The 26,353-nt window shown below is 68.1% G+C and carries 21 protein-coding genes; 5 read left to right on the top strand and 16 right to left on the bottom strand.

The features are described from left to right. Window positions 1-15 precede the first annotated feature (15 nt). The gene (lpdA, locus tag OXG33_04750) at window positions 16-1,443 is read left to right on the top strand and encodes a dihydrolipoyl dehydrogenase (GenBank protein ID MCY4113235.1); all 1,428 of its coding nucleotides are present in this window, start codon (window positions 16-18) and stop codon (window positions 1,441-1,443) included. Here lpdA and rfbD read toward each other — a convergent pair. Together rfbD and OXG33_04740 are read right to left on the bottom strand one after the other, a co-directional pair. Next, on the bottom strand, window positions 1,440-2,336 hold the full coding sequence (rfbD, locus tag OXG33_04745; GenBank protein MCY4113234.1) for a dTDP-4-dehydrorhamnose reductase: 897 nt from the start codon (window positions 2,334-2,336) through the stop codon (window positions 1,440-1,442). The genes lpdA and rfbD overlap by 4 nt on opposite strands. 523 nt (window positions 2,337-2,859) lie before the next feature. Beyond that, window positions 2,860-3,273 (bottom strand): DUF1761 domain-containing protein, encoded by a 414-nt coding sequence (locus OXG33_04740; protein ID MCY4113233.1) that lies wholly within the window; start codon window positions 3,271-3,273, stop codon window positions 2,860-2,862. Window positions 3,274-3,618: 345 nt separating this feature from the next. On the opposite strand from OXG33_04740, the gene OXG33_04735 reads away from it, so the two are divergent. The 4 genes from OXG33_04735 to OXG33_04720 all read left to right on the top strand — a co-directional run bounded on the left by OXG33_04735 (window position 3,619) and on the right by OXG33_04720 (window position 10,551). Then, the gene (locus OXG33_04735) at window positions 3,619-5,418 is read left to right on the top strand and encodes a molybdopterin-dependent oxidoreductase (GenBank protein MCY4113232.1); all 1,800 of its coding nucleotides are present in this window, start codon (window positions 3,619-3,621) and stop codon (window positions 5,416-5,418) included. A gap of 187 nt (window positions 5,419-5,605) precedes the next feature. Further along, window positions 5,606-6,535 carry an ATP-binding cassette domain-containing protein gene (locus tag OXG33_04730; protein ID MCY4113231.1) on the top strand — a complete coding sequence of 310 codons (930 nt, stop codon included), beginning with the start codon at window positions 5,606-5,608 and terminating at the stop codon, window positions 6,533-6,535. 29 nt (window positions 6,536-6,564) lie between these two features. Beyond that, window positions 6,565-7,356 carry an ABC transporter permease gene (locus OXG33_04725; protein MCY4113230.1) on the top strand — a complete coding sequence of 264 codons (792 nt, stop codon included), beginning with the start codon at window positions 6,565-6,567 and terminating at the stop codon, window positions 7,354-7,356. Window positions 7,357-7,440: 84 nt separating this feature from the next. Beyond that, window positions 7,441-10,551, top strand: a complete 3,111-nt coding sequence (locus OXG33_04720) for a protein kinase (GenBank protein ID MCY4113229.1) — start codon at window positions 7,441-7,443, stop codon at window positions 10,549-10,551. 6 nt (window positions 10,552-10,557) lie between these two features. Here OXG33_04720 and OXG33_04715 read toward each other — a convergent pair whose 3' ends face one another. The 14 genes from OXG33_04715 to frdA form a co-directional block, all read right to left on the bottom strand. After that, a complete protein-coding gene (locus tag OXG33_04715; protein ID MCY4113228.1) occupies window positions 10,558-11,946 on the bottom strand; it encodes an NAD(P)(+) transhydrogenase (Re/Si-specific) subunit beta in 1,389 nt (462 codons plus the stop codon). A gap of 3 nt (window positions 11,947-11,949) precedes the next feature. After that, window positions 11,950-12,234: an NAD(P) transhydrogenase subunit alpha gene (locus OXG33_04710; protein MCY4113227.1), complete on the bottom strand. Its 285-nt coding sequence runs from the start codon at window positions 12,232-12,234 to the stop codon at window positions 11,950-11,952. Next, a complete protein-coding gene (locus OXG33_04705; GenBank protein MCY4113226.1) occupies window positions 12,235-13,401 on the bottom strand; it encodes an NAD(P) transhydrogenase subunit alpha in 1,167 nt (388 codons plus the stop codon). Window positions 13,402-13,620: 219 nt separating this feature from the next. After that, window positions 13,621-14,379, bottom strand: a complete 759-nt coding sequence (locus tag OXG33_04700) for a glucose 1-dehydrogenase (protein ID MCY4113225.1) — start codon at window positions 14,377-14,379, stop codon at window positions 13,621-13,623. Window positions 14,380-14,416: 37 nt separating this feature from the next. Next, window positions 14,417-16,183, bottom strand: a complete 1,767-nt coding sequence (locus OXG33_04695) for an ABC transporter ATP-binding protein (protein ID MCY4113224.1) — start codon at window positions 16,181-16,183, stop codon at window positions 14,417-14,419. Window positions 16,184-16,249: 66 nt separating this feature from the next. Further along, on the bottom strand, window positions 16,250-18,520 hold the full coding sequence (locus OXG33_04690) for a xanthine dehydrogenase family protein molybdopterin-binding subunit (GenBank protein MCY4113223.1): 2,271 nt from the start codon (window positions 18,518-18,520) through the stop codon (window positions 16,250-16,252). Between the two features lie 12 nt (window positions 18,521-18,532). Further along, on the bottom strand, window positions 18,533-18,877 hold the full coding sequence (locus OXG33_04685) for a MoaD/ThiS family protein (GenBank protein MCY4113222.1): 345 nt from the start codon (window positions 18,875-18,877) through the stop codon (window positions 18,533-18,535). Window positions 18,878-18,946: 69 nt separating this feature from the next. Further along, window positions 18,947-21,259, bottom strand: coding sequence for a xanthine dehydrogenase family protein molybdopterin-binding subunit (locus tag OXG33_04680; GenBank protein ID MCY4113221.1), 2,313 nt, complete (start codon window positions 21,257-21,259; stop codon window positions 18,947-18,949). Window positions 21,260-21,261: 2 nt separating this feature from the next. Continuing rightward, entirely contained in the window at window positions 21,262-21,759 is a 498-nt protein-coding gene (locus tag OXG33_04675; GenBank protein ID MCY4113220.1) for a (2Fe-2S)-binding protein, read from the bottom strand. Continuing rightward, window positions 21,749-22,636: a xanthine dehydrogenase family protein subunit M gene (locus tag OXG33_04670; protein MCY4113219.1), complete on the bottom strand. Its 888-nt coding sequence runs from the start codon at window positions 22,634-22,636 to the stop codon at window positions 21,749-21,751. The genes OXG33_04675 and OXG33_04670 overlap by 11 nt, the downstream gene beginning before the upstream one ends. 408 nt (window positions 22,637-23,044) lie before the next feature. Then, window positions 23,045-23,407 (bottom strand): fumarate reductase subunit D, encoded by a 363-nt coding sequence (locus OXG33_04665; GenBank protein MCY4113218.1) that lies wholly within the window; start codon window positions 23,405-23,407, stop codon window positions 23,045-23,047. After that, window positions 23,404-23,799 (bottom strand): fumarate reductase subunit C, encoded by a 396-nt coding sequence (locus OXG33_04660; protein ID MCY4113217.1) that lies wholly within the window; start codon window positions 23,797-23,799, stop codon window positions 23,404-23,406. The genes OXG33_04665 and OXG33_04660 overlap by 4 nt, the downstream gene beginning before the upstream one ends. Next, the gene (gene sdhB / locus OXG33_04655) at window positions 23,796-24,554 is read right to left on the bottom strand and encodes a succinate dehydrogenase iron-sulfur subunit (GenBank protein ID MCY4113216.1); all 759 of its coding nucleotides are present in this window, start codon (window positions 24,552-24,554) and stop codon (window positions 23,796-23,798) included. Before sdhB ends, OXG33_04660 begins: the two co-directional genes overlap by 4 nt. Beyond that, window positions 24,551-26,350: a fumarate reductase (quinol) flavoprotein subunit gene (gene frdA / locus OXG33_04650; GenBank protein ID MCY4113215.1), complete on the bottom strand. Its 1,800-nt coding sequence runs from the start codon at window positions 26,348-26,350 to the stop codon at window positions 24,551-24,553. Before frdA ends, sdhB begins: the two co-directional genes overlap by 4 nt. Window positions 26,351-26,353 lie beyond the last annotated feature (3 nt).

Genomic DNA, 26,353 nt, shown 5'->3' with positions numbered 1-26,353 from the left:
ACACTCTCGGGCGCCGTGACGGGCTCCGACGGCCGTCGGCACGTCGTGGTGATCGGCGCCGGACCCGGAGGCTATCCCGCGGCATTCCGCGCGGCCAAGCTGGGATTCGCCGTGACGCTGATCGACCCGGAAGCGCTTCCCGGCGGTGTGTGCCTCTATCGCGGCTGCATACCTTCCAAGGCCCTGCTGCACGCGGCGGAGGTAATGCGGGCGGCCAGCGATGCGGATGCCATGGGGCTGAAATTCGACGCGCCGCGTGTGGACCTGGACCGCCTGCGCGCGTGGAAGGATGAGGTGGTGGTCAAGCAGACGCGCGGCCTCGCCAGCCTCACGCGAGCCCGACGGGTGAGGCACGTGCAAGGGCGCGCCCGATTCCGCGACGCACGTTCGCTCGAGGTTGCGGGCGAACAGCCGCAGGTGATCGAGTTCGACGCGGCGATCGTTGCCACCGGATCGTCGCCCGCGGCGCCCGAGAGTCTTCGCAGCGATTCGCCGCTCGTCATGGACTCGACCGCCGCGCTGGCCGTCGACGAGGCGCCGCCCACGCTGCTCGTTGTCGGCGGCGGCTACATCGGCCTCGAGCTGGGATCGGTTTACGCGGCGCTCGGGTCCCAGGTGACGCTGGTCGAGATGACGCCCGGGCTATTGCCCGGAGTCGACCGGGCATTGGTGAAGCCGCTGGCGGCGCGCATGGACGCCGTGCTGCACGAGGTCTTGCTCGACACGCGCGTTTCTGCCTTGCGGCCTAAGGCGGATCAGGTCGAGGTGGAGCTCAGCGGGCCGTCGGTGGAGCAGCCGCGGCGCGTATTCGATCGCGTGCTGGTGGCGGTGGGGCGGACGCCCAACAGCGGCGACCTGGGCCTGGAGCACACGGCCGTTCAGGTCGATGCCAGGGGATTCATCCAGACCGATGCGCAGCAGCGGACGGCCGAGCCGACGATTCTTGCCGTCGGCGACGTGGCGGGCGAGCCGATGCTGGCGCACAAGGCGACGCACGAGGGTCACGTGGCCGCGGAGGCGATCGCGGGCAAGGCTTCGGCATTCGACGCGCAGGCGATTCCCGCCGTGGTATTCACCGATCCGGAAATCGCCTGGTGCGGTGTCACCGAAGACGAAGCCGTCGCGCGCGGCCTGGAGGTGGACGTCAGCCGCTTCCCGTGGCTGGCCTCGGGACGCGCGGCCATGCTGGGCGGCAACGAGGGGCTGACGCAACTCATCGTCGAGCCGCGCACGCGGCTGGTGCTCGGCGCCGGTATCGTGGGACGGGGCGCCGGCGACCTGATTGGCGAGTGCGTCCACGCCATTGAAATGGGGGCGACGGCCGACGACCTGGCCCTGAGCGTGCACCCGCACCCGACGCTCTCCGAGACCATCATGGAAGCCGCGGCGCTGCTGGACGACGACAGCCCGCACTTCATGGCGCGAAGGCGGGCTAGGGGCTAACGCTCGGCGCCGTCCAATTCCCCCAGCTCAGCCAGGTAGGCGCGGACGGCGGCGCGCCAGTCCCGCAGCGGACGCCCGCGCGCGGCGACCATGCGCTCGGTGTCCAGCACGGAGTACGGGGGGCGCCGCGCCGGCGTTGGATATTCGGCCGTCGGCACCGCCGTGAGTGACGGTTGAAGGCCGGCGGCGGCGAAGATCTCCCGCGCGAACTCGAACCAGGCGCACGCGCCGTCGTTGACCACGTGGAAAGTGCCGCGGGCGTCGGCCTCGATCAGATCGACGATCGCCACCGCCACGTCCCGCGCATACGACGGCGTGCAGTGCTGATCGTTGACGACGCGGAGGTCGCGGCCTTCCCGCGCCAGCCGCAGCATTGTGCGAACAAAGTTGCTGCCCTTGACCGCAGAGCCGCGTGAGCCATAGAGCCCGCAGGTGCGCACGATCAAGTGCCGGACGCCCGTGCCGCGAACCAGGTGCTCACCGGCCAGCTTGGACGCGCCGTAAACGCTCAGGGGCGCCGGCAGGGCGTCCTCCGAGAGCGGCTCTCGCGCCGACTGGCCGCCGAAGACGTAGTCGGTGCTCACGTGGACCAGCGTGGCGTTGGCCGCCGCGCAGGCCCGAGCCAGGTTCAATGGGCCTTGGGCGTTGACGTCGAACGCGCGACCGAACTCCGTCTCGGCCATGTCCACGTGGTTGAACGCGGCGGTGTTGATGACGACCGCCGGCGCATGTTCCGCGAACGCCCGCTCAACCGCCGTGGCGTCGGTGACGTCGAGCTCGGCGCGCGTCAGCGCGACCGTAGATCGAGCGGGGAGCTGCTGGGCCAGATAGCTCGCCAGCTGCCCGCCGCCGCCGGTGACAAGAACGCGCGCGGCGTCGCGGTCGGTGCTCATGCAGGCACCGGCCATCTCGGCGCTGTTTGGCTTGGATGAGGCATCGCCGGCATCGGTGGCTGGCACCTTCGCGCCCATTCTCGCTGTCCTGATGGGGTCACTGCAGACCCTTCATTCGCTGTAAGGGCAGCTCTTGTGCCTGCCCGGTTCGCCGGCCGAACGGGCGCCCACAAGGGACGCCCCTACAGAATCTATGCCCAAGGCCGTCAACCACTGTAGAGGCAGCCCCGTGGCTGCCCGGTGCACCGGCCGAGCGGGCGCCCACACGGGACGCCCCTACAGAATCTATGCCCAAGGCCTTGAACCACTGTAGAGGCAGTCCTCGTGGCTGCCCGGTGCACCGGCCGGGCGGGCGCCCACAAGGGACGCCCCCTACAGAATCTATGCCCAAGGCCGTCAACCACTGTAGAGGCAGCCCTCGTGGCTGCCCGGTGCACCGGCCGAGCGGGCGCCCACAAGGGACGCCCCTACAAGTCCGAGCTATTGTCCGCAAATCGGAGAGGGCGAGGGCGCCGTCCTGCGCCTAGCTCCAAACGCTCAGGATGCCGGCCATGATCGGCAGCGTCACCACGTGATATCCCACGTTGATCAGGTAGAGATTCCGGGGCCGGTTCTCATAGACGTAGGACGAGGCAAAGGCCGTGGCCACCAGGCCGATCGCGCCCCAGATGCCGATCACGAAGCCCTCGCCGAAGCCTTGCGCGCCGGTGAATGCCACGATCTGCGCGAGCAGGTAGGAGGTGACCAGGGCGCCGACGTTGCTCACCACCAACGCTCGCACCATGTTCCCCTCGGCCTCGATCTGCTCCTGGGTCTTGCCGATCAGGCGCATCCACGCACCGCCAAACACCCGCACCGAATACCAGTTGAAGCCCACCGCGATCGGCACAAGGGCCGCCACGATCATGGCCGCGTAGTTGATTTCAGCCGTCCACACAGGAGTCCCCGATCTTTGTCTGGCCGCGGGTTGCGACCGTGCCAAACACGCCTGCCGGTGTCAACGCGCGCGCCGACCGGTCTGCCGGCGTCTGCCGCTGCCGCCGCCTGCTAACGCGCGGGGTGAGACACGCGGCGACTACCGTGAGAAACGGCACCGGCGCTCGCTAAATCCAGCCTTGCGCGCCATAGAATGGGGCATGGTCGCGCCGGTGCGGCCGCAGGGCGAGGATGACGCCGATGGTCACTTCTACCGGGACTACGCAAGTCTTTTGCAGATTCGGCAACCGTCCCGGCTCCGTACACGTATCAATGGTCGAGAGAGCTTGTTGCATAGGAGATAGGAATGGCTGACGAGAGCGGCGGGAGGTTCTCCCGCATGTTGAGCTACTGGGGACGCGGCGGCCTGGCGGGGCTGCTGGCCGCGTTGCTGGCCGTGGGCGTGAGCGAACTCTACGCCGGGATCTTCGGCGGCTTGCCGTCGCTCCTCGTATCAATGAGCGGCCGGATTGTGGACCTGAGCCCGCGCGCGATGGAGGAGTTCGCCATCAGCGTGTTCGGCACCAGCGACAAGCTGGCGTTGGTCATCTTCCTGGTCGTGCTCAGTGGAATCTTTGGATTCATTCTTGGGGTCATTGCCCTCCGGTCCCGACCGATCGCCGTGGCGGGCTTCGCGGCGTTTGGATTGCTCGCCGGATTCGCCAATGGGTTCGACGCACAGTCAACGCCGGCGCACGGGGTGGCCATGGCGGCAGTCTCGGCGGGGCTGGCCATCGTGGCGCTCTTGTGGTTCACCCGCGCGAACCCGGTTGCGGCAACGGCTGGTGACCAGGCAGCGGACCTTCAGTTCCAGCGACAGCGCCGGGTCTTTCTTGGCAGCGGCGCGGTTGTTGCGCTGGCCGCGGTAGTTACCGGAGTTCTCGGGCGCAACCTGATCGAGGGCGCCAAGGTCGCCGTGGCGAGCCGCGAGGACATCGTCCTGCGGCCCGTGCGCAGCCGAGCTGCGGCAGCTTCGACGCCGGCGCCAACGGCTACCGCAAGCGAGACGCCCGCGCCAACACCGGCGCCGGTGGCGACGGCCGCACCGACTGACACCCAGGCCCCGCTGACAACCCCGGCTCCCGTGGCGACGGCGGCCGCGACCGAGGCGCCGCCGCCCGAAGCGACCGTCGCTGCTACCGGCACGCCCACGCCGATCGAGGTCGAGGCGGCCACCGGATCGCTGCCGACGGAGACGATGTTGGACGTGCGAGGCATCTCACCGCTCGTCACGCCAAATCGAGATTTCTACCGCATCGACACCGCGTTCTCGATTCCGCGCGTCGATGTCGAGGATTGGGAGCTCAAGATCACCGGCTTGGTGGACAGCCCCTACTCCCTCACCTACCGCGAGCTGCTCGATCTGGCCACCGACGAGGACTACGTCACGCTCTGCTGCGTGTCCAACGAGGTTGGGGGCCGTCTGATCGGCAACGCCAAGTGGCAGGGCATACCGCTGGCCGACGTGCTCGATCGCGCCGGCATCAAGGACGAGGCTACCCAGATTGTCGGCCGGTCGGTGGACGGATTCTCGGCCGGCTTTCCGCGCGAGGTGGCGTTCGACGGACGTCCGGTTCTGGTCGCCGTCGGCATGAACGGCGAGCCGCTGCCGTTCAAGCACGGCTTCCCGGCGCGCCTGGTCGTCTCGGGTCTCTATGGCTACGTCTCCGCGACCAAGTGGTTGCAGGAGATCGAGCTCACCACCTGGGAAGGCTTCGACGGCTACTGGATCCCGCGAGGCTGGTCGAAGGAAGGCCCGATCAAGACGCAATCCCGCATCGACGTGCCGAAGCCGTTCTCGTTCGACACCGCGCCGGGCCTGCAGGCGGTTGCGGGCGTTGCGTGGGCGCAGAACCGCGGCATTAGCAAGGTCGAAGTGCAGATTGACGGCGACGGTGAGTGGAAGGAAGCGAAGCTCTCCTCGCCGATCAGCAAGCACACCTGGGTGCAGTGGGTGAGCGAGTTCGAGTTCACGCCGGGCTCGCACTTCATCCGGGTGCGCGCGACGGACTCCGACGGCGAGCTGCAGGCGAAGGGGCCCAAGAACCCAGCGCCGAACGGCGCCGAGGGCTGGCATCAGGTCAACTTCCGCGTCACGGACGGATAGTCGGCGCGGCGCAAACAGCGCTTGGCGCCGGGCCGCCGCCCGGCTATACCTAGATGGGGAATGCCCGCGCGGCCTCTGACGCCGCGCGCGCCCCTATCTAGGAGGGTGGGCCTTGGCCCAAGTGCGCGAAGCGCCGCAGCGTCAAGAGGAGGCCGGAGCACGGCCCAACGCCATCGTGGTGCGCAATATGTCGAAGGCTTACGGCAAGGTCCAGGCCCTCGACGACGTGAGCCTCGACGTCGCGGCGGGGACCATTCATGGCCTGCTGGGGCCCAACGGCGCCGGCAAGACCACGCTGGTGCGCATTCTCACCACGCTGCTGCCGCCGGACAGCGGACGCGCCTGGGTGGCTGGTTTCGACGTTGCACGGGAGGCTATGCACCTGCGGTCAAGGATTGGGCTGGCGGGCCAGAGCGCCGCGGTCGACGAATATCTGACAGGCCGTGAGAACCTGGAGCTTGTCGGACGCCTTTACCACCTGGATCGCTCGACCGCCGCGCGGCGCGCCGCGGAGTTGCTTGAACGCTTCGATTTGACGGAAGCGGCCGACCGCCGCTCCAAGACTTACTCCGGCGGCATGCGGCGCCGGCTCGACCTGGCGGCGAGCTTGGTAGCCGATCCGGAGGTGCTGCTGCTCGACGAGCCGACCACCGGTCTCGATCCCCGTGCTCGCCGTGAGCTCTGGGCGGTAATCCGGCAACTCGTGTCGGACGGCACGACCGTGCTGCTGACCACGCAGTATCTGGAAGAGGCGGATGAGCTGGCGGATCGAATCACGCTCGTGGACGTGGGCCGCGTGATCGCCGAAGGGACCGCCCAGGAACTCAAGCAAAGCACGCACGGCGACGTCCTGAGCGTCGTTGTCACCGACGCGGCGCAAGCCAACACCGCGCTCGGCGTCATCGCGGGACACGGCAGCGGGGATGCGCGGATCGACGACGATGGCGTCACCGTCACCATGCCCGTCGCGGGTGGGGCAGCGATGCTGGCCGCCATCATCCGCGATCTGGACGCGGCCGGCGTGGGGATTTCCGACATCGGAGTTCGCCGGCCTTCACTCGACGACGTGTTCCTCGCCCTGACGGGCCATACCGCCGGTGGGGATCATGCAGATTAGCGCTCGCGTCGTGAACGGACGCCGGTTCCGTGCATGACACCCTGACGGCGCTGCGCATCGAGGCGCGATGGGCTCTGGCCGACACGCTGGCCATGGCCCGGCGCAATCTCATTCGCTATGTGCGGTCGCCCGAGCTGCTGGTGTTTTCCACCATCAATCCCGTCATGTTCGTGCTGCTGTTCACCTATGTCTTCGGCGGCGCCATTGACGTTGGGCCAGCCAACTACATCGACTTTCTGCTGCCGGGAATCCTGGTGCAGACGGTGGTGTTCGGCGCGGTGCAGACGGGGGTGGGGCTGGCCGAGGACCTGTCGTCCGGCATGGTCGATCGCTATCGCTCGCTGCCCATGGCGCGGTCCGCGGTGATGGCGGGGCGCATCCTCGCCGATACCGTGCGCAACGTCTTCGTGGTGCTGCTGATGATCGGCGTGGGCTATGCGATCGGCTTTCGCTTCAATGCGAACGCGGCGGCGATCATCGCCGTTCCAATCGTCCTCGTGATCTTCGGGCAGGCGTTCTCGTGGATCTCGGCGGCAATCGGCGTGACGGTGCGCGAAACCGAAACAGCCCAGGTGGCGGGGTTTGTGTGGATCTTTCCGCTCACGTTCATGAGCTCGATGTTCGTGCCGGTGCACACGATGCCGGGGTGGTTGGAAGCCTTCGCGAGCGTCAATCCGATCACGGTGACGGTGGACTTGTTGCGAGGACTGTCGCAGGGCGGCGAGATCATGCCGTCGCTGTGGCAGGCCGCCGCCTGGACCGTCGGCCTGGTGGTGCTGTTCTCGACCGTGGCCATTACGCAGTACCGACGGCTCTCCTAGCGCGCGCGATTTCGTGGCGGCTGGTGAAGCCGCCTTTACAATCGGAACTTGTGACTCCCCAATACCAACGCGCCTGGCACTGGCGTGATTGACGCCTGGCCGCCGCTCGAGGGCCTCGAGCGCGGCGTGAGCATTGGCGCCGGCCCACGCGGCACGGTGTTCCGCGCCGCCCGTTCCGATGGCAGCGGCGACGTGGCGGTGCTCGTCGTCCACGAACATCTGGCGCAGCGTCGGGAGCTGATGGCGCAACTGTTGCGCGAGGCCGAGCGTGCCCGGCGCATCGAGCATCCCTGTGTGGCGCAGGTCCACCGCGCCGAAGACGTCGACGGTCGCTGGTGCGTCGTCATGGAGCTGGCCGGCGGTCTGACGCTGCGGCAATACCTGGAAGCTCGCGGCCCGGTCAATGTGACCGAAGCGCTCGAAATCACGAAGTCGATTGCGGCTGGCCTGGCGGCGATGCATGGGCAGGGGCTGTCCCACCGCAATCTGACCCCGGACAACGTCAAGCTCGAACACGGCCAGATCAAGATCCTCGACGCCGGCACGGCCCCGCAGCATGAGCTCGACCCGTCGGGCGCGACGGCCTACATCGCGCCCGAGCGCGCAGCCGGACGCCGCGCCACCGCCCAGGCCGACCTGTACTCGCTGGGAACCGTGTTGTTCGAGCTGCTGACCGGCGTACCGCCGTTTCGCGCCGACACCCCACTGGCGGTGCTTGACCTGCATCGGCGGGCGTCCGTGCCGCCACTGGCGTCGCATCGCGACGACGTGCCGCCGGTTGTCGAGGAGCTGATGCTCCACCTGCTGGCCAAGGATCCCGACGCCCGGCCCCCGACGGCCGACGAGGTGCGCGCGCGGATTGAGGACATTCAGGCCACGGAGCGTGCGCTTGCCGCGGCGGCGCCGGCGCCCGCAAGCGACCGGTTTCGCGCCGGACCGCGTCGGCAGCGGGAGGCGTCCGGAGGCGCCGTTTCGCGCCGTCAGCTGCTCCTCGCGGTCTCCACGACGGCTCTGGGTGGAGCCGTTGCCGCCGCCGGGGCCGCGGCGATAGGCGTGCTGGCTACCCGTCGGCAGCCGCTGGTGCAGGTGGAGCGCCTGCTGCCGCAGGAAGTGGTCAAGGTGGTCACGGTGGATCGCGTCGTGACACGCGACGTCGTGCGTGAGGTTCCCGTTACGCGAACCATCATCCGCGAGGTGGTCCCGGAGATCCCGGCCGAGCCGACCGCGACGCCGACCGTCTCGCCCACTGCTGCCCCGCAAGCGACGCCGGAGCCGACGACGGCGACACCGACGCCGGCTCCAGCCGGAGTGAGGGTGGCGGATGCCGGTGGGCGGTTCCCGCTCGATCGTGGCAGTCGGGCTCTTCCCGGCGTCCGCGAACCGATACGTGCGGACAACCTGGCCCGTCTGGCCCAACTTCACCGCGTCGGATTGGGGAAGGCCCAGGCGGTGGCGGCGCTGCCGGAACGAGAGATTGCCGTTGGCTCCAGCATTGGCCTGATCAGCGTCTTCGACAGCCAGTCGGGCCGCGAGATTCGGCGCTGGTCGACCGGCGCCGACGCTGCGACCGGTTCCGCGGTCACGGCGCTGGTCGCCCGCGGCGGGGTCCTGATCAGCGGTCACGCCGACGGCACGCTTAGCGCCTGGGACGCCGCCACCGGCATGCGTCGCTGGTCGTCTCGGCTCGACTCCGAGGTCACCAGTTTGGCCATCGACGCCGCCGGCGCCCTGGTCGCCGCCACCGAGGCCGCGGGGTCGGTCGGCGTGTGGCGAGGAAGCGATGGCGCTGCCGTCCAGCAGTTGGCGCCGGAGGTGGCGGCCGCGCGTGCCGTGGCTTTCCATCCCGCGCGGCCGTTGCTGGCCGCCGGCGGCGACGATGGAAACATCGCGATTTGGGACGTGCGGCAAGGTACGGCGGAGGCGTCCTTCGGCGACGCCACACGGCCGATTCGCGCGCTGGCGTTCAATTCGGCCGGCACACTCCTGGCCGCTGCCGAGGCCGGCGGATCCGTAGGCATTTGGGACCTGGCGAGCCAGACGCGCCAAACCACATTGAGCGGACTCCGATTCGATGCGGACGACGTGGTCTTTGGTCCGGATGGAAGGTGGATCGCGGCCGCGGACGTCACGGAGCGAGTCCTCGTGTGGGACGCGGTGACCAGCGCGGTGCTCCTGGATCTGCAGGACCGGGCCGGCGCCGTGAGTCGGGGTTCGCTGGCGGTCACCGCCGACGGCGCGTTCTTGGCGTGCGCGGTGAGGCATTTGGCCGTTGCGCTGTGGAGCCTGCCTGACGGGCTGCTGCGGCATCGACTCGGCGCATATGGCGACGCCACCCGCATTGCGTTGCGAGGCGACGCAACGCTCCTGGCGGCATCGCATCCCGTGGGAATCATTGCGCTGGTGGGGCTTCCGAGCGGGTCCACCGCCGGGTCCATTGACTACCACACTGGATTGGCGCACGCGCTGGCCTTCAGTCCTGACGGGTCGCGGCTCGTCAGCGGCGGCTCGGCGGACGGTCCGCCGCTTCGCATGTGGGACACGTCGAGCGTCGCCGCGGTCGACAGCTTTGCGCCGGAGGCGCTGCCACAGGCAACCATCGGCGCCGTCGCGTTCAGCCCGGACGGCGGCCTGCTGGCAACCGGCTGGAGCGACGGCATCGTCCGGATTTGGCACACCGCCACATGGAGCCTGGTGACCTCGCTGTCCGCGCATGCAACGCTGGTGGATCAGCTGCAATTCGGCCCTACAGGGGATCGGCTGGTCAGCTCCGACATCGATGGCCTCGTCTACCTCTGGGACATCCCCAATCTGACGCCGGTCCAGTTGCCGTCCGATGGCGTGCCCGTGCGGGCGGTCGCGATCCACGACAATGGCGGGCCGATCGCCGGAGCGCTCGACGATGGCGCCGTCATCCTGTGGGACGGCGTGGAAGGCGCGTCGATCCGGCGCCTCGAGAGCCCGGAGTCCGGCACGTTGGCCGTGGCGTTCAGCCCCATTGCCGCGTTGCTGGTTTCCGGGCATCGCAGCGGCACGCTGCGCTGGTGGGACACGGCGTCGGGTGAGCCGCTGCACGTCCACGAAGGGCACGGCGCCCCGATCGTGAGCGTTCAGCTCAGCGCGGCCGGCGACCTGGTGGCCAGCGCCGCTTTCGACGGCACCGCGCGCCTGTGGGGCGTTGCGGCCGCGCCGGGGTAGGTTTCGCTAGCCGGTCGCTTTCAGCTCGCCGATCAGCTCCCGCACCGCGTCCTCACCGTCGCCGAAGAGCATGGCCGTGTTGGGCGCGGCGAACAGCGAGTTCGGAATCCCCGCGAAGCCGGGACTCAGGCTGCGCTTGATCACGACCACGGTGCGGGCCTTGTCGACATCGAGAATGGGCATGCCATAGATGGGGCTTGTGGGATCTTCACGGGCCAGCGGATTGACGACGTCGTTGGCGCCGATCACCAGCGCCACGTCCGTCTGCGCAAAAGTCCCGGCCAGTTGCTCCAGGTCGAAGAGCTGCTCGTAGGGCACGTCGGCTTCGGCAAGCAGCACGTTCATGTGGCCCGGCATGCGGCCGGCGACGGGGTGGATGGCGAACTTCACCTCAACGCCGCGTCGCTCGAGCTCCGCCGAGAGGTCCCGCACGGCATGTTGCGCCTGGGCCACGGCCATGCCGTAGCCGGGCACGAACATGACGCTGCGAGCGTCGCTTAGGAGCAGGGCGGTCTCCTCGGGGCTCGTCCGCTTGATCCGCCCCTCGTAGATCTCGTCACCCGGACCCCCTTCGGAGGGGCCGAGCGTTCCGAACAACACGCTGAGCACCGAGCGGTTCATGGCGCGGCTCATGAGCGTGGTGAGGATGAATCCCGACGCGCCCACCAGGGCGCCGCCGATGATCAGCACGTTGTTGCTCAGGACGAATCCGGTGGCCGCGGCGGCCAGGCCGGAGGCCGAGTTGAGCAGCGCGATCACCACCGGCATGTCGGCGCCGCCGATCGGCAGGGTGAGCCGCACGCCCAATATTGCGGCGGCGGCCACGAGCGCCCAAAACGGCCATTGCATCGAGACGTCGAACATGACCAGGGCAACGAGAGCAAGCGTCCCCGCGGCCAGCGCCCCGTTGATGCCGTGGTGGAGGGACGTGTTACCCGGCTGCCAGCGCAAGACCTCCTGCAGCTTGCCCCAGGCCACCGCGCTGCCGGCGAAGGTCAGCGCACCGACGAGACCGCTGATCGCGCCCGCCGCCACGGCTTGCAACTCCGTCGCCGCCGTCATCACCGTGCCGGAGGCGATGGCGCTGCCCGCGACGAGCGCCGACGCTCCGCCGCCGAATCCGTTGAACGCCGCCACCAACTGCGGCATGGCGGTCATGTGCACCCGCACGGCGAGGACGGCGCCCAGCGCCGCGCCGACGCCCAATCCAATCGCGACAAGCTCGAATCCGATGATCTTGTGGTCGAGCAGGGTCACGACGATGGCCACGAGCATGCCCAGGGAGCTGAGGGCGTTCCCCCGACGCGCGCCGCGAACGGACGCCAGCCCGCGCAGTCCGAGAATGAAGAGGGTCGCGGCAACCAGATACGCGCCGTTGACGACGCCTTCAGGCACGCCCTACTTCTTCCGCGACCGGAACATCGAGAGCATGCGGTGCGTGACCAGGAATCCGCCCACCACGTTCACGGTGGCCAGGATTAGCGCCGCCACGCCCAGGGCGGCGGCCAGCGTAGTCTGTTGCGCGCCGGCGGCGATGATCGCTCCGACGATGGAGATTCCCGAAATCGCGTTGGCGCCGGACATGAGCGGCGTGTGGAGCGTCGGCGGGACCTTGGTGATGACTTCAAACCCGATGAACGCGGCGAGCAGGAACACCGTGAGGGCAAGGATGAAGACTTCCATCTAGCTTCCCGCTACCGGAGCCGCGTCGACGGGCGCCTCCTGAGGAACGAGAGCAGTTGGGGTCACCAGGGTCTCGCGAAAGATCTCGTCCTGATCATCGAGCGCTAGCCCGTCCGGAGATGCAATGTGACGCAGAAACGTCGATATGTTGCGGGCGTACATCTGGCTCGCGTGCACCGGCGCGGTCGACGCCAGGTCGAGCGGCGCGGCAATCGACACGCCGTGGCGCACCACGGATTCACCCGGCTCGCTCAGCTCGCAGTTGCCCCCGCGCTCCGCGGCCAGGTCGACGATGACCGATCCCGGGCGCATGCCGGCCACGGCGGCGGCGGTGATAAGCGTCGGGGCGCGTCGTCCGAGCACCAGCGCCGTGGTGATGGCAACGTCCACCTCACGCAGCGCATCGGCCAGCATTTCCCGCTCACGGGCATAGAAGGCCTCGGATTGCTCGATGGCGTAGCCACCGGCGGTGGCGCCAGTGTGCTCGCCACCGAACGAGACGAACGTGGCGCCGAGGCTCTCGACTTGCTCGCGAACGTCGGGGCGCACGTCATAGGCCTGAACCACGGCGCCGAGGCGCCGGGCGGTCGCAATGGCCTGCAAGCCGGCCACACCCGCCCCTAGGACCAGCACGCGGGCCGCGGCCAGCGTCCCGGCGGCGGTCATCAGCAGGGGAAACATGCGGGGCGAGGCCCGCGCGGCCAGCAGAGCCGCCTGATAGCCGGTGATGGTCGACATCGAGCTGAGGACGTCCATGCTCTGCGCTCGGGTGATGCGCGGCATGCGCTCGAGCGCGAACGCCAGGACGCCGTGATCGGCCAGCGACCGGATTCGGTCCTCGTGGTCGTAGGGATCGAGCAGGCCGACGACCGCCGCGCCGCTGGGGGCGCTCGCCAGATCGCGTGCGAACGACTGGTCGTCGTCCCCGCCCAGTCCACGGACGCTGAGCACGACATCGGCCTCGCGCAGCAGCGCGGCTCGATCGGCAATGACCGCAGCCCCGCTGGCCGCATAGGCGTCGTCGTCGGCGAAAGATCGGACTCCGGCGCGGTGCTCGATCGCGACGGAAAACCCCTCGTCTACAAGCTGGGCGACCGCATCGGGCACGAGCGCCACCCGCGCCTCGCGTGGGCGCAACTCACGCGGAACGACGATCCGGAGGCTCATGGATGCAAATGCGCGGGCGTCCGCGACCGGGCGAATGCGGTGTTGACCGCATGCTTAAACGCCAAACCCGATACACCGATACTGGCCGTAGAGCCATCGCGTGTGTAGCCGGTGTCTGGCGTCGTCGGGGCCTCGCTTCGGGTGAGCCTTTAGGAGCTACCCAATGCTACGCGACAGTCGCCGCCCGAGATGTACCGTTTTCTACCGGACGCGTCGGTATTACTCGATGCTCATGCGCGCCGTCAGGCCGCCGTCGACGAACAGCACCGCGCCGTTCACATAGCGGGCATCCTCGGATGCCAGAAATGCCGCCGCCCCGGCGATGTCGGCGGGTGTACCCACGGACGCCGACGGGATGCCGCGAATCATGTTCGACTCGTCCACGTTTTCCCGCTCGTACCGCTCGACGTGGATGGCCCCTGGGGCGATGACGTTCGCCGTGATGTTGTCGCGCCTGATGTCGATGGCCAGGTTGCGGGTGAATTCGTTGATGGCGCCCTTGGTGGCCGAGTAGATGACATATCCGGGCGCGTGCACCTGCGAGTGCACCGAGCTGATGTTGATGATGCGGCCGAAGCCGCGCTCGAGCATGCCCGGGAGCGCGGCCTGGCAGGTCACGAACATGGACTTGATGTTGACGTTGAACAGGTCGTCCCAGTCCTGCTCGTCGCAGTCGGCAAAGTCCTTGACCATGGTGCGGCCGGCGTTGTTCACCAGGATGTCGACCTGGCCGAAGGCGTCCAAGGCGTGCTCGACGACGTGCGCGGCGTTCGCCGCCTGTCGAAAGTCCGACTGCACCGCGCGCACGTCGGCGCCCTGACTGCGAAGCTCGGCCGCCAGGCGCTCGGCGCCCTCGATGCTGCCCGACGCCGAAACGACGACCCGTGCCCCGTGCTCGGCGAGACGCCGGGCAATTCCGACGCCGATTCCCGTGCCTGCGCCGGTGACCACGGCCGCGCGTCCTGAGAGATCGCTCATTGATTCCTCCCCGCGAAGGCAGTCACGGTCACCTGCGTCATGCCTGCGGCACGGCTTTCCGCTCGCCGATCTGCCAGAGCGCCGTGCCTGCCTGAATCTCGTACATGCGGGCGTACCAGCCGCCCTGGGCCAGGAGCTCGTCGTGTGAGCCCGTTTCGGCCACCCGCCCGTCGGCCAATCCGACGATGTGGTCGGCGCTGCGCACGGTGGAGAGCCGGTGGGCGATGACGATCGTCGTGCGGCCCTTGGTCAGCTGGGACAGCGACTCCTGGATCAGGCCCTCCGTCTCGGTGTCCACCGATGAGGTCGCCTCGTCGAGGATGAGGATCGGGGCGTCTTTGAGAATCGACCGGGCGATGGAAATACGCTGCTGCTGGCCGCCGGACAGGCGCACGCCGCGCTCGCCGACCCGGGCGTCGTAGCCGCCGGGCAGACGCTCGGCGAACTCATCGACGTTGGCCGCCCGCGCGGCTGCCAAAATCTCGGCGTCGGTCGCGCCGGGTCGCCCGAAGGCGATGTTGTCCCAGATGCTTCCCTCGAACAGAAAGACGTCCTGCAGCACCATCGAGATGTTGGATCGCAGCCAGTCGATCGGCAGGTCGCGCACGTCCACGCCGCTAATGCGCACGGCGCCGCCGTCAATGTCGTAGAAGCGCGGGATCAGGCTGGTGCAGGTGGTCTTGCCCGCACCCGTGGGTCCCACGAGCGCCACGAGCGATCCCTCGGGAACGGTGAAGTCCACGCCGTGCAGCACGGGGGCGCCGCGGTCGTAGGCAAACTCCACCTGGTCGAACTGCACCGTCCAGCGAGGATTCTCGGGCGGACGGGCGTTGGGCCGGTCCACGATGTTGCTGCGCACATCGAGCAACGCAAAGATACGATCGGTGCTGGCGATGGCCTTCTGAATGTCCTCGCCGATGGCCGCCACCTGGATGATCGGCTGGTAGATCATCCCCAGATACACCACGAACACGAACAGGTCGGCCACGGGCACGATGCCCTCGAGCGTCCAGTTGCCGCCGACGGCCACGATGAGCACCAGCCCGAGTCCGGCGATGATCTCCAGCACGCCGACCGGGATCAGCGTGAGCGCCTGGGTGCGCACGATGGTGTCGCGGAACCGGGCGCCGGCGCGGTCGATTTCAGCCCGGCGCTCGGGCTCGCGGCCGAAGGCCTTCACCACGGCGAATCCTGAAATGCCCTCGGCAACCGCGCCGGTTATTTCCGCCATGTGCTGGCGCACGTTTCCCCACCGGGTTCGCAGTCGGGGCATCACGAACCAGGTGAGCAGCAGAATCAGCGGCATGGGAATGAGGCTGATGAGCATCAGTTGCCAATTAATGATCCCCAGGGCGATGACCATTGCGGTTGGGATGGTCGCGGCGAGCGTCGCCTCCGGAATGCCGTGGGCGATGAAGTCCTCGACGGCTTCAACGTCTCCGACCGCGCGCGAGATGAGGTTGCCGGTGCGCCGCTGCTCGAAGAAGCGGTGGGGGAGTGACTGGATGTGTCGATAGAGCGTGACCAGCATCAGGTGCTGGGCGCGATACGCCACGATGTGCGAAATGGCGCCGTAGCCGTAGCGTCCCACCGCCCGGAGCACGAACGACCCAACCAGCACCACGATGATGATGCTGAGCGCGCCGGTCTCGACGGCGCCTTCGGCATGCCAGACAAGGATCTGGCGTACGAGGAGAGGGGCGACAAGCCCGGCGCCCGCGAACACGATGCCAAAGGCGATCGTCGCCGCCATGAGGCGGTGCTGCCCGCGTAGGAAGACGTGCAGTCGACGCAAGAACGTCACGGACGCAGCCTAGCGCGTTCGGGGCTTACGGGTGTCCGGCGTGAGCGATGTCGCCGCCGCGCCGCCTTATGAATCCAGCGCGGCGACGGCCGCTTGGACTTTGGGCGGTGAAGCCGGCAGATCCCGCATGCGGGCGCCGGTGGCGTCGGCGATCGCGTTGGTGATCGCCGCCAGCGGCGGCACGATGGGAACCTCGCCGACGCCTCGGGCGCCGTACGGATGGCCGGGATTCGGCACCTCGACGATGATGCTCTCGATCATCGGCACGTCCAGCGTCGTGGGCATGCGGTAGTCCAGCAAGCTCACGTTCCGCATGTGGCCCTCGTCGTCGTAGACGTATTCCTCGGTGAGCGCCCAACCGATGCCCTGCGCCACGCCGCCTTCCATCTGCCCCTCCACGTAGGGTGGGTAGATGGCCGTTCCGGCGTCCTGGATGGCCGTATAGCGCACCACGTCGACCTTGCCGGTCTCGAGGTCCACGTCCACGTCCGCGATGTGGATGGCGAAGGTGTTGCCGGAGCCTTCGGGCACCACCGTGGCGGAGCCGACCAGGCGCAGGTCATCGCCGTCGAGGATGCCGGCGGCTTCCTTGAAGGACACCGTCTCGCCGTTCTGGCGAAACGTGCCGTCCTCGTCGGCGACGATGGATTCGCTGGCCACGTCCCAGTGGTCGGCCAGACCGTCGATCATCTTCTTTCGCAGATCGCGGGCGGCTTCGATCGCCGCCCAGCCGGTCGCAAACGTGACGCGACTGCCGCCGGTCACGCCCGTGAAGGCGATGCTGTCCGTGTCGGGCACGATTGGGTCGACGTCTTCGACGGGAATACCCAGCGTCTCAGCGGCTTGCATGGCGACCGACGTGCGTGTGCCGCCGATATCGACGGAACCTTCGCGCAGCGTCACGGTGCCGTCGGAGTTCAGCTGGGCGACGGCGGTCGACATGCCGCCGCCGTTCATCCAAAAGCCCGAGGCGATGCCGCGCCCTCGGCGCCGTCCGGGCGCCGACCCGATGGGGGAGCGCCAGTGATCCGAGGTACGCGCCGCCTCGATGACCTCGTGATTGCCGATGCAGTGGTACCGCGTGCCATTTGCGCGCAGATCGCCTTCCTCGGACGCGTTCATGGCGCGGAACGCCAGCGGATCGAAGCCCATCTCCTCGCAGATCTCGTCGACGAGGCTGTCCACGGCGAACTCGCCCTGCGGCGCTCCCGGCGCCCGATACGCGTGAGACTTGGGCATGTTGACGACCACGTCATAGCCGTCGATGCGGAAATCCGTCAGCTTGTAGGGGCCGAAGGCGCACAGGCAGGCCGCGCCGACGGCGGACCCCGGGTAGCCGCCGGCCTCGAAGGCGAACATGGCCTGCGCCGCCGTGATCCGTCCCTCGTTGGTGATGCCGATCTTGACCCAGGCGTAGCCGCCCGGCGCCGGACCGGTGGCGCGCAGGATGTCGGAGCGGCTCATGGTGAGCTTGACCGGGCGCCCCGACTTGCGGGACAGCACCGCCGCCAGCGGCTCGAGGTAGATGGTGGTCTTGCCCCCGAACCCGCCGCCGATCTCCGACGGAAAGACATTGATCTTGGAGATGGGCCATTGCAGGTGGTCGGCAAGCTCGCTGCGAATGCCGAACTGCCCCTGCGAGCTGCATTCGACGCGCAGGTGCCCGTCGGCACTCCAATAGGCCAGGGCGTTGTGAGGCTCGATGTAGCCCTGATGCACCATGGACATGGTGTATTCGCCCTCGAACACGCGGTCGGCGGCGGCGAATCCCGCCTCAATGTCGCCTTCCTCGTGGATCGTGCGCGAGGCGACGTTGCTCGGTTCGTCGGCCAGCTCGCCGCCGGTGTCCATATGGAGATCGTCCAGCAGCAGCGGCGCGTCGGGCTTCATGGCCTCGCGGACGTCGAGCACCACGGGCAACAGCTCGTACTCGACATCGATCAGGTCCAGGGCTTCCTCGGCCACGTGCTTGTTGGTTGCGGCGACGGCGGCGATCGGGTGCCCCTCGAATAGCACCTTGTCGCGGGCCAAGAGGCTGGCGCTCTTGTAACGCTTGCTCTGGAGACCCGACTCGTTGGCCTCGGCGACGCCGGCCCCGGGATCGGGGAGGTCGGCCGCGGTCATGACGGCGTGAACGCCCTCCAACGCCTCGGCGCGGGAGGTGTCGATCGAGAGAATCCGCGCGTGGGCGTGCGGACTGCGCAGCACCTGGCCCCACAGCATGCCCGGCATGTGCGCGTCGACCCCGTAGATCGCGCGTCCGGTGACCTTGTCGACCCCGTCGTGCCGGACGGGTCGAGTGCCTATGACGTTGTAGTTGCCGTTCGTTTCCGCCATGCAGGCGTCCTCCTACGAGCGCGCGATCCCGGCGCCCGGTCGCACGTGATGTTGGTCCGTCCGGTCGTGATCCGTCTCAAGTCTGCCACTGATTGAGCCGCCGCCAATGGATTCGAGGAAGAACACCTCGCTGTCCTCGCGCAGTTTGGTGCGCAGGCCGCGGCGGCTGTTGGCGCCATCCACGAAGATGGCCAGTCCGGGTCGCAGGTCGCCCTCTTGCACCAGCCGGTTCTTGAGCCCCGGAAAGCGGGCTTCCAGGTTCTCGACGACCACGCGCACGGTGCCGCCCTCCACATCGACCTTGATCTGCCCGTCGGTGAACTCGCGCAGCGGCGTGGGGATATGCACCCTCGCCATGGCTACGCCATGCCGATGCGCGCGGCCCCCGCGACGCGGCGGCCATGGCCGCCGCGTCGCGATCGGGGACTACGCTTCAGCGCCGTTCTGCCTCGCCGCCAGCTCCGCGTAGACGCGGTGGGGCGACATGGGCAGGTCGCGGTAGCGGATGCCGAGGGCGTCGTAGATGGCGATGGCCAGCGCGGCCGGCGGCGGCACGATGGGCACCTCGCCCACGCCGCGGACGCCGAACGGGCTGCCCGGATGCGGGACCTCGACGATGATCGTTTCGATCATCGGCACGTCGAGCGTGGTCGGCATGCGGTAGTCCAGCAGCGTGGCATTCCGCAGCAGGCCGTTCTCGTCGTAGAAGTACTCCTCGTTGAACGCCCAGCCGATGCCTTGCACCGCCCCGCCCTGCATCTGCCCTTCGACGTACGGCGGGTAGATCGCCACGCCGGCGTCCTGGATGGCGGTGTAGCGCAGGACCGTCACCTTGCCGGTCTCGACATCGACTTCCACATCGGCGATGTGGACCGCGAAGGCGTTGCCTTCCTTCTCCGGCGTGACGGTGGCCTTGCCGATGACTTGCTGCGTGTCTTCGTTGAGAAGATGCGCGGCCTCCTTGAACGTGGCCGACTCGCCGTTGGCGGTGAAGGTCGCGTTCTCGTAGGTGATGGAGTCCGCTGCCACGTCCCAGACGTCGGCCATACCCTCGATCATCTGCCGGCGCATGTCGTTGGCGGCCTCGTGCGCGGCATAGCCGGTGGCAAAGGTGACCCGGCTCCCGCCCGTGACATCGGTGTAGCCGACGGAGTCGGTGTCGACGACCATCGGAATGACGTCGTCGAAGCCGATCCCCAGGGTCTCGGCGAACTGCATCGCGATCGACGAGCGGGTGCCGCCAATGTCGGGCGAGCCCTCGAGCAGCGTCACCGTGCCGTCCGGATTCAGACGGGCGATGGCGGATGACGTGAACCCGATGTTGAACCAGAACCCGGAGGCCACGCCGCGTCCGCGGTAGGTGCCCGCCGGCTTCTCGAGCGTCGAGTTCCAGTGCTCGGAGCCGCGCGCGGCTTCCAGGCACTCCTTGTGACCGATCCGGCCATAGGCCGGACCGCCGGCGCGCCACGTGCCTTCCTCCGCCGAGTTCATCGTGCGAAAGTCGAGCACGTCGATTCCGAGCTGCTCGCAGATCTCGTCCACCACCGTCTCGCTGGCGAACTCCGCCTGCGTGGCGCCCGGAGCGCGGTAGGCGTGGGTCTTGGGCCGGTTCACGACCACGTCGTCGCCCTCGATCTTCACGTTCGAGAGCTTGTAGGGCGCGAACACGCACATGCAGCCCGCGGCCACGACCGACCCGGGGAATCCGCCCGCCTCGAACGCCATGTACGCCTCGGCGGCCGTGATCTTGCCGTCGCTGTCGGCGCCCATCTTGACGCGGACGTAACCGCCCGGCGTTGGACCGGTGGCCTTCAGAATGTCGGCGCGGCCCATGGTCATCTTGACCGGCCGGCCCGCCTTGCGACCGAGCGCCGCAGCCAGCGGCTCCAGGTAGCAGGTGGTCTTGCCGCCGAACCCGCCGCCGATCTCGGTGGGGATCACCTTGACCTTGGATATGGGCACGTCGAGGATGTCCGCCACCTCGGCGCGAATGGTGAAGTGGCCCTGGCTGCTGCACCACACGGTGAGCTCGCCGTCGCCATGCCATAGCGCGAGGGCGTTGTGGTTCTCGATGTAACCCTGGTGAACCGTGGCGAAGGTGAACTCGCGCTCCACGACCACCGCGGCCTCGGCGAACCCCGCCTCGACATCGCCTTCCTCGAAGAGGAACTTGGCGGCCACGTTGCTCGGCTCCTCGGACGCTTCGCCCGCGATGTCGGTGTGCAGGTCGTCGTGCAGCAGCGTGGCGCCGGGCTGCATCGCCTCGAGTACGTCCATGACCGGCGGCAGCACCTCGTAGTCGACCTCAATCAGCGCCGCGGCCTCGCCGGCCGTATGCGCATCAACCGCCGCCACGGCCGCGACCGCGTGGCCGTGATAGAGGGCCTTGCCGCGCGCCAAAACGTTGCCGCTCTTGTATTTGAGCGGGACGGCCGTCGCTTCGCCGCCGCCGGTGACCTTCTCGCCCGGATCGGCGAGATCGGCGCTGGTGATCACCGCGTGCACGCCCGGCAACGCCTCGGCCTTGCTGGTGTCGATGGACCGAATGCGGGCGTGGGCGTGCGGGCTGCGCGTCACGGCGCCGTAGATCTGCCCCGGTTGACTGACATCGGCTCCGTAGCGCGCCGCTCCGGTGACCTTGTCCACGCCGTCGTGCCGCACCGGGCGTGTCCCGACGACGCTGTAGTCCTCGGAGTGGTGCTTGATTGTTACGGCTTCTTCGCGCGTCTCAACAGCCATCGTCAGCCCTCCCCGCGCATGGATGCGGCGGCGTCAAGCACCGCCCGCACGATCTTGTCGTATCCGGTGCAGCGGCAAAGGTTGCCGGCCAACCACCACCGCACCTCGTCTTCCGTCGGGTTGGGGTTTTCGTCGAGCATGGCCTTGGCCGACACCAGGAATCCCGGCGTGCAGACGCCGCATTGCAGCGCGGCGTGCTCGAGGAATTTCTCCTGCAGCGGATGCAGCCCCGACGGGCCGGCAATCCCCTCGATCGTGGTGACGTCCGCGCCGCCGGCCTCGACGGCCAGGACGCAGCATGAATTCACCAGGCGCCCGTCCATGATGACGTTGCAGGCGCCGCAGTTGCCGTCGTTGCAGCCTTCTTTGGCGCCGGTGAGACCCAACGTCTCGCGCAGGACCTCGAGCAGGCTTTCGCGCGGCTCAGCGAGGAAGTCGGTCGACTCCCCATTGATCGTGGTGTTGACATGCACCTTGCCGCTGAGAATCTCAGTGGCCATGGCCGACCTCCATTCCACGCGCGCGGGCTACCGCGCCGCGCAAGGCACGCTGCGTGAGGACGAAACTCAGGTGTTTGCGATGCGCGATCGTGCCGCGCATGTCGTTGATCGGGCTCGCCGCGTCGCGGGCGATGTTGGCCGCGACCTCGTAGGCGGCCTCGCCGGCAGTCTGCCCGATCAGCGCCTCACCCGCCTCGGCGACGAACAGCGGCGTCGGAGCGACGGCGCCGATCGAGACGCGCGCGGCGGTGATGGTGTCGCCGTCCAGCGTGATCGCTGCGCCCGCGCCCACTTCCGCGATGTCCATCTCGTTGCGGGGAATGAACCGCAGGTAGTGCGACCCCGAGCCTGCGGCGGGTTTCGGCAGCGTCAGCGAGACGAGCAGCTCGTCGTCGCCGAGCACGTTCTGCGACGGGCCGGTGCAGAAGTCTTCCACCGCCACGGTGCGCCCGCCGTTGGCTCCGGCGATGTTGGCGACGGCGCCGTGCACGATGAGCGGCGGGATCGTGTCGCCCGCGGGTCCCGAGTTGCAGAGATTGCCGCCCACCGACGCGCGTCCCTGGATGCCGGTGCTGCCGATGATCTGGCACGCGTCCACCAGCGCGGGGTATTGCGCGCTAATGGCGTCGTCACCGTAGATCTGGTGGCAGGGAACGGCCGCGCCAAGCGTGGCCGAGCCATCGGCGTTGACCGAAAGTTGCATCAGGTCCGGGATGTGCTTGGCATCCACGAAGACCGTGGTGTCGCGGAGCTTTTCACGGACCTGCACGATGAGGTCCGTGCCACCGGCGAGCATGCGGGCATTCGCCCCATGCTCGGCGAGGATGGAAACCGCGTCCGCGACTGTCGTGGGCGCGGCGTAGGAAATCGCGTGCACGAGAGCGCTCCGTTCTGGGGCGAGGACGGCGAGTTCGGGTGCATTGTTGCCGATACTGACCGGCATCGGCTAGTGCGCTCGGGCGGAGTGTGTCCCCCGAAGCGCCGCCTGGGGCTTTGGACGACCTCGATCGGCCCCGGAGGGACCCACGCTGCACGCAGCGCAGGCCACCACGCAGGCAAGACGAGGTCGGTGTAGGGGCAGCCCTTGTGGCTGCCCTTTGCTCGTTTGTGGCTACCCTTGGGCGCCCACGAGGGGCGCCCCTACGCGGACGGGGCGCCGGGTGGGGCCGAGATTCCAGCTCCATGCCTGATACGGGAATCGGGGTCGGAGCTTGTCTCGGCCATCGGGCGTCTACCCTCCCACGCTGCACGCAGCGCGGGCCACCGGAATCTGGTTGGGGCGGTCCTAGAAGAGCGCCAGGACGATGGCTATCAGCGCGCTGACGACTGCTGCCGCGCCATAGCTCGCGGCGATGAGCACCACGGGCGGGGCGTGCACGTGCAGGTCGATCAGCGTGTGCCGGATGCGGTGCGCGGCGTGCACCGTGGCCAGCGCCAGGATCAGGCCCAGGACCGCCCGCACGGGCGCATGCCGCAACAGCGCGCCGATGCCGTCCTCGCCGTGGGCAAAAGCTCCAGCAACCGTCTCCAATCCGACGGCGCCGCCGATGCCGGTGACGAAGATCATGACCGGAACGAACACGGCGGCGATGATCCCGCCCATGCCGAAGAGCGACCACCAGATCGGCTCGTGCGACCGGCCCCTCATCCTGCGCCGACCCACCAGACCCAGGCGATGATCAGCCCGGTCACCACGACCCACGCGCCGAACTGCGGCGCCACGAGCAGCAGCGCGGGAATGCGCCGGCCCATGATCCGAATCGCAATCGTCGACGGCAGCAGGTTGAACCAGGTGTAGGTGTGCAACAGCGCGAAGACGATCGAGACGACATGGAACACGACCATGCCCGGATTCCACAGAAAGTCCAGGTACGCCTGGTAGTCGGCCGCCGGCTGACCGGCCTTGTGCAGCAGCACGAGCACGAGCACGACCTGCACGGCGATGAACACCGACGAGGTTTCGCGCAGAAACACCAGCAGGTACGAGGGCCGCTTGGTCCACCACGTCCATCCCAACGAGCGGAATAACGGCTGCGTCAAGACTTCACCGTCCACGGCATGAGCAGCCGCCGGTAGTAGTCGATGGCGCCGGTCATCTTGGCCTGCTGAATGGCGCCGGCGGGGTCCACGTGCTTGGGGCAGACGGCGGAGCACTCGCCCACGAACGAGCATTCCCAGATCCCCTCGTCCTTGAGGATGACGTCGCGGCGCTGCTCCACGCCCTCGTCACGCGTGTCGAGGTTGTAACGCTGGGCCAGCGCCAGCGCCGCCGGACCGATGAACTCGTCGCTATGCGAGGAAACCGGACAGGCGGCATAGCAGAGCAGGCAGTTGATGCACATGCTGAACTGCTGATAGGCGGCGTGCTGGTTCGGCGTCTGCAGGTATTCAGACTTAAGGTCGTCCGTGGCGCCGTCCTCGCGGATGATCCACGGCTGGACACTCTCCAGCTTCTCCATGAACCCTTCGATGCTGGTCACCAGATCGCGCTCGACGTTGAAGTTGACCAGCGGCTCGACCCGGATCGGCCCCGGCATGTACTCCGAGAGGAACGCCGCGCAGGTGAGCTTGGGGTAGCCGTTGACCATGGCCCCGCACGAGCCGCAGACCCCCATCCGACACGACCAGCGATAGGTCAGCGACCCGTCGATCGTGTCCTTGATGTAGTTGAGCGCGTCCAGCACCACCCAGTCCTCGCGGTAGGGCACGTCGTAGAGCTGATAGGTCGGCTCGTCCCAATCCGGTTGGTAGCGAAAGACCTCGAACTGGATCGTCGTCTCGATGGCCGTGCTCATGATTCGGACTTCGCCGCCTTTGCTTGATCGGAGGATCCGTAGGTCCGCGATCCGGGAGGCCACTTGGTAATCACCACGTCGCTGAAGGACACCGCGGGCGTGCCGTCGTCTCCGCGCGACGCGAGTGAATGTTTCAGGAAGTGCTCGTCGTCCCGGTCGGGGTGGTCGGTGCGCTGGTGCGATCCACGCGATTCGGTGCGGTCGCGGGCGCTCGCGGCCAGGGCCAACGAAATGTCGAGCATGTAGTCGAGCTCCAGCGCGCTGATGAGGTCGGTGTTGTAGACGTTGGTGCGGTCGTCGAGATCGACGCGGCCAAAGCGCTCGCGCAGGTCACTGAGGGTGGCGTAGGTCTGCTCGATTCCCTCCTGCGTGCGGTAGATGCCGGCGCCTTCCTCCATGGTCGAGGTCATATCGCGCCGCAGCTCCGCGACCCGCTCGCCGCCGGACGGCTGTTCGAGGATGCGCCGGATGCGGGCTCGCTCCGCGTCGACCTGCGACTCCAAGCGATCAACCGCCGCCGGATCGGACGTGCTTGCGAAATTGGCGGCATTGCGCCCGGCGCGCGCGCCGAAGACCACCAGCTCGGTGAGCGAGTTCGAACCGAGCCGGTTGGCGCCGTTGATGCTCACGCACGCGCACTCGCCTGCCGCATATAGCCCGGGGAGGCTCGTTGCGGCCTCGATGTCGGTGTCGATGCCGCCCATCATGTAGTGCACCACCGGCCGCACCGGAATCGACTCCGTGACGGGGTCGATGCCGCCGTAATTCCGGGCCAGCTCGCGCACGAACGGGAGCTTGGTGTCGATGCGGTGTTCGCCGAGGTGCTGGATGTCCAGGTGCACGTAGTCGCCGTAAGTCCCCGAGTAGGTGTTCCCCTTCTCCTGCTCCTTGATGAACGCTTGCGACAACCGGTCGCGCGGACCGAGCTCCATGGTTCGCAGTTGCGGGTGCCGCGGATCGTCCAGCGGCAGCGGTTCGCCCAGGTCGTAGTCAGCCAGGTATCGCTCGCCCTTGTTGTTCCGGAGCACGCCGCCTTCCCCGCGCGACGCCTCGGTGATGAGGATGCCGGTGCCCGGCAGGCCGGTGGGGTGGTACTGCACGAACTCCATGTCCTTGAGCGCCACGCCGGCGCGATAGGCCATGGCCAGGCCGTCGCCGGTCTTGATGGCGCCGTTGGTGGTGAAGGGGAAGATGCGCCCGAAGCCGCCCGTGGCGATGATCACTGACTTGGCGTAGATGGGCCGCAGCTGACCGGTGCGCAACTCGATGGCCGTGCAGCCCTGGCACCGGCCGTCGTCCACGAGCAGCTTGGTCGCGAACCACTCGTCGTAGCGCGTGATGGACGAGAACTGCAAACAGGTTTGGAACAGGCTGTGCAGGACGTGAAAGCCGGTCTTGTCGGTGGCGAACCAGGTGCGTTGCAGCTTCATGCCGCCGAACGGCCGCACCGCCACGTGACCGGTCGCCTCGCGGGACCAGGGGCAGCCCCAGTGCTCGAGCTGGATCAGCTCGCGGGGGGCTTCCTCGACGAACATCTCGACGGCGTCCTGGTCCGCCAGCCAGTCCGAGCCGCTGATGGTGTCGTAGATGTGGTCCTCGGCGCTGTCATTGTCCTTGATTACCGCCGCCATGCCGCCCTCGGCGGCGACGGTGTGACTGCGCATCGGGTAGACCTTGGACACGATGCCGATGCTGAGGTCGGGGTGCTCTTGGGCCACGGCGATGGCGGCGCGAAGGCCGGCGCCACCGCCGCCAATGACGAGCACGTCGTGCTGCAGTTCGTCCACGGCGCTCATGGT

This window comes from Chloroflexota bacterium (assembly GCA_026708035.1).
Classification (GTDB): domain Bacteria; phylum Chloroflexota; class UBA11872; order UBA11872; family UBA11872; genus JAJECS01.
Note: the sequence above shows the minus strand (reverse complement) of the source record. Positions and strands in the feature narration are given on the sequence as shown.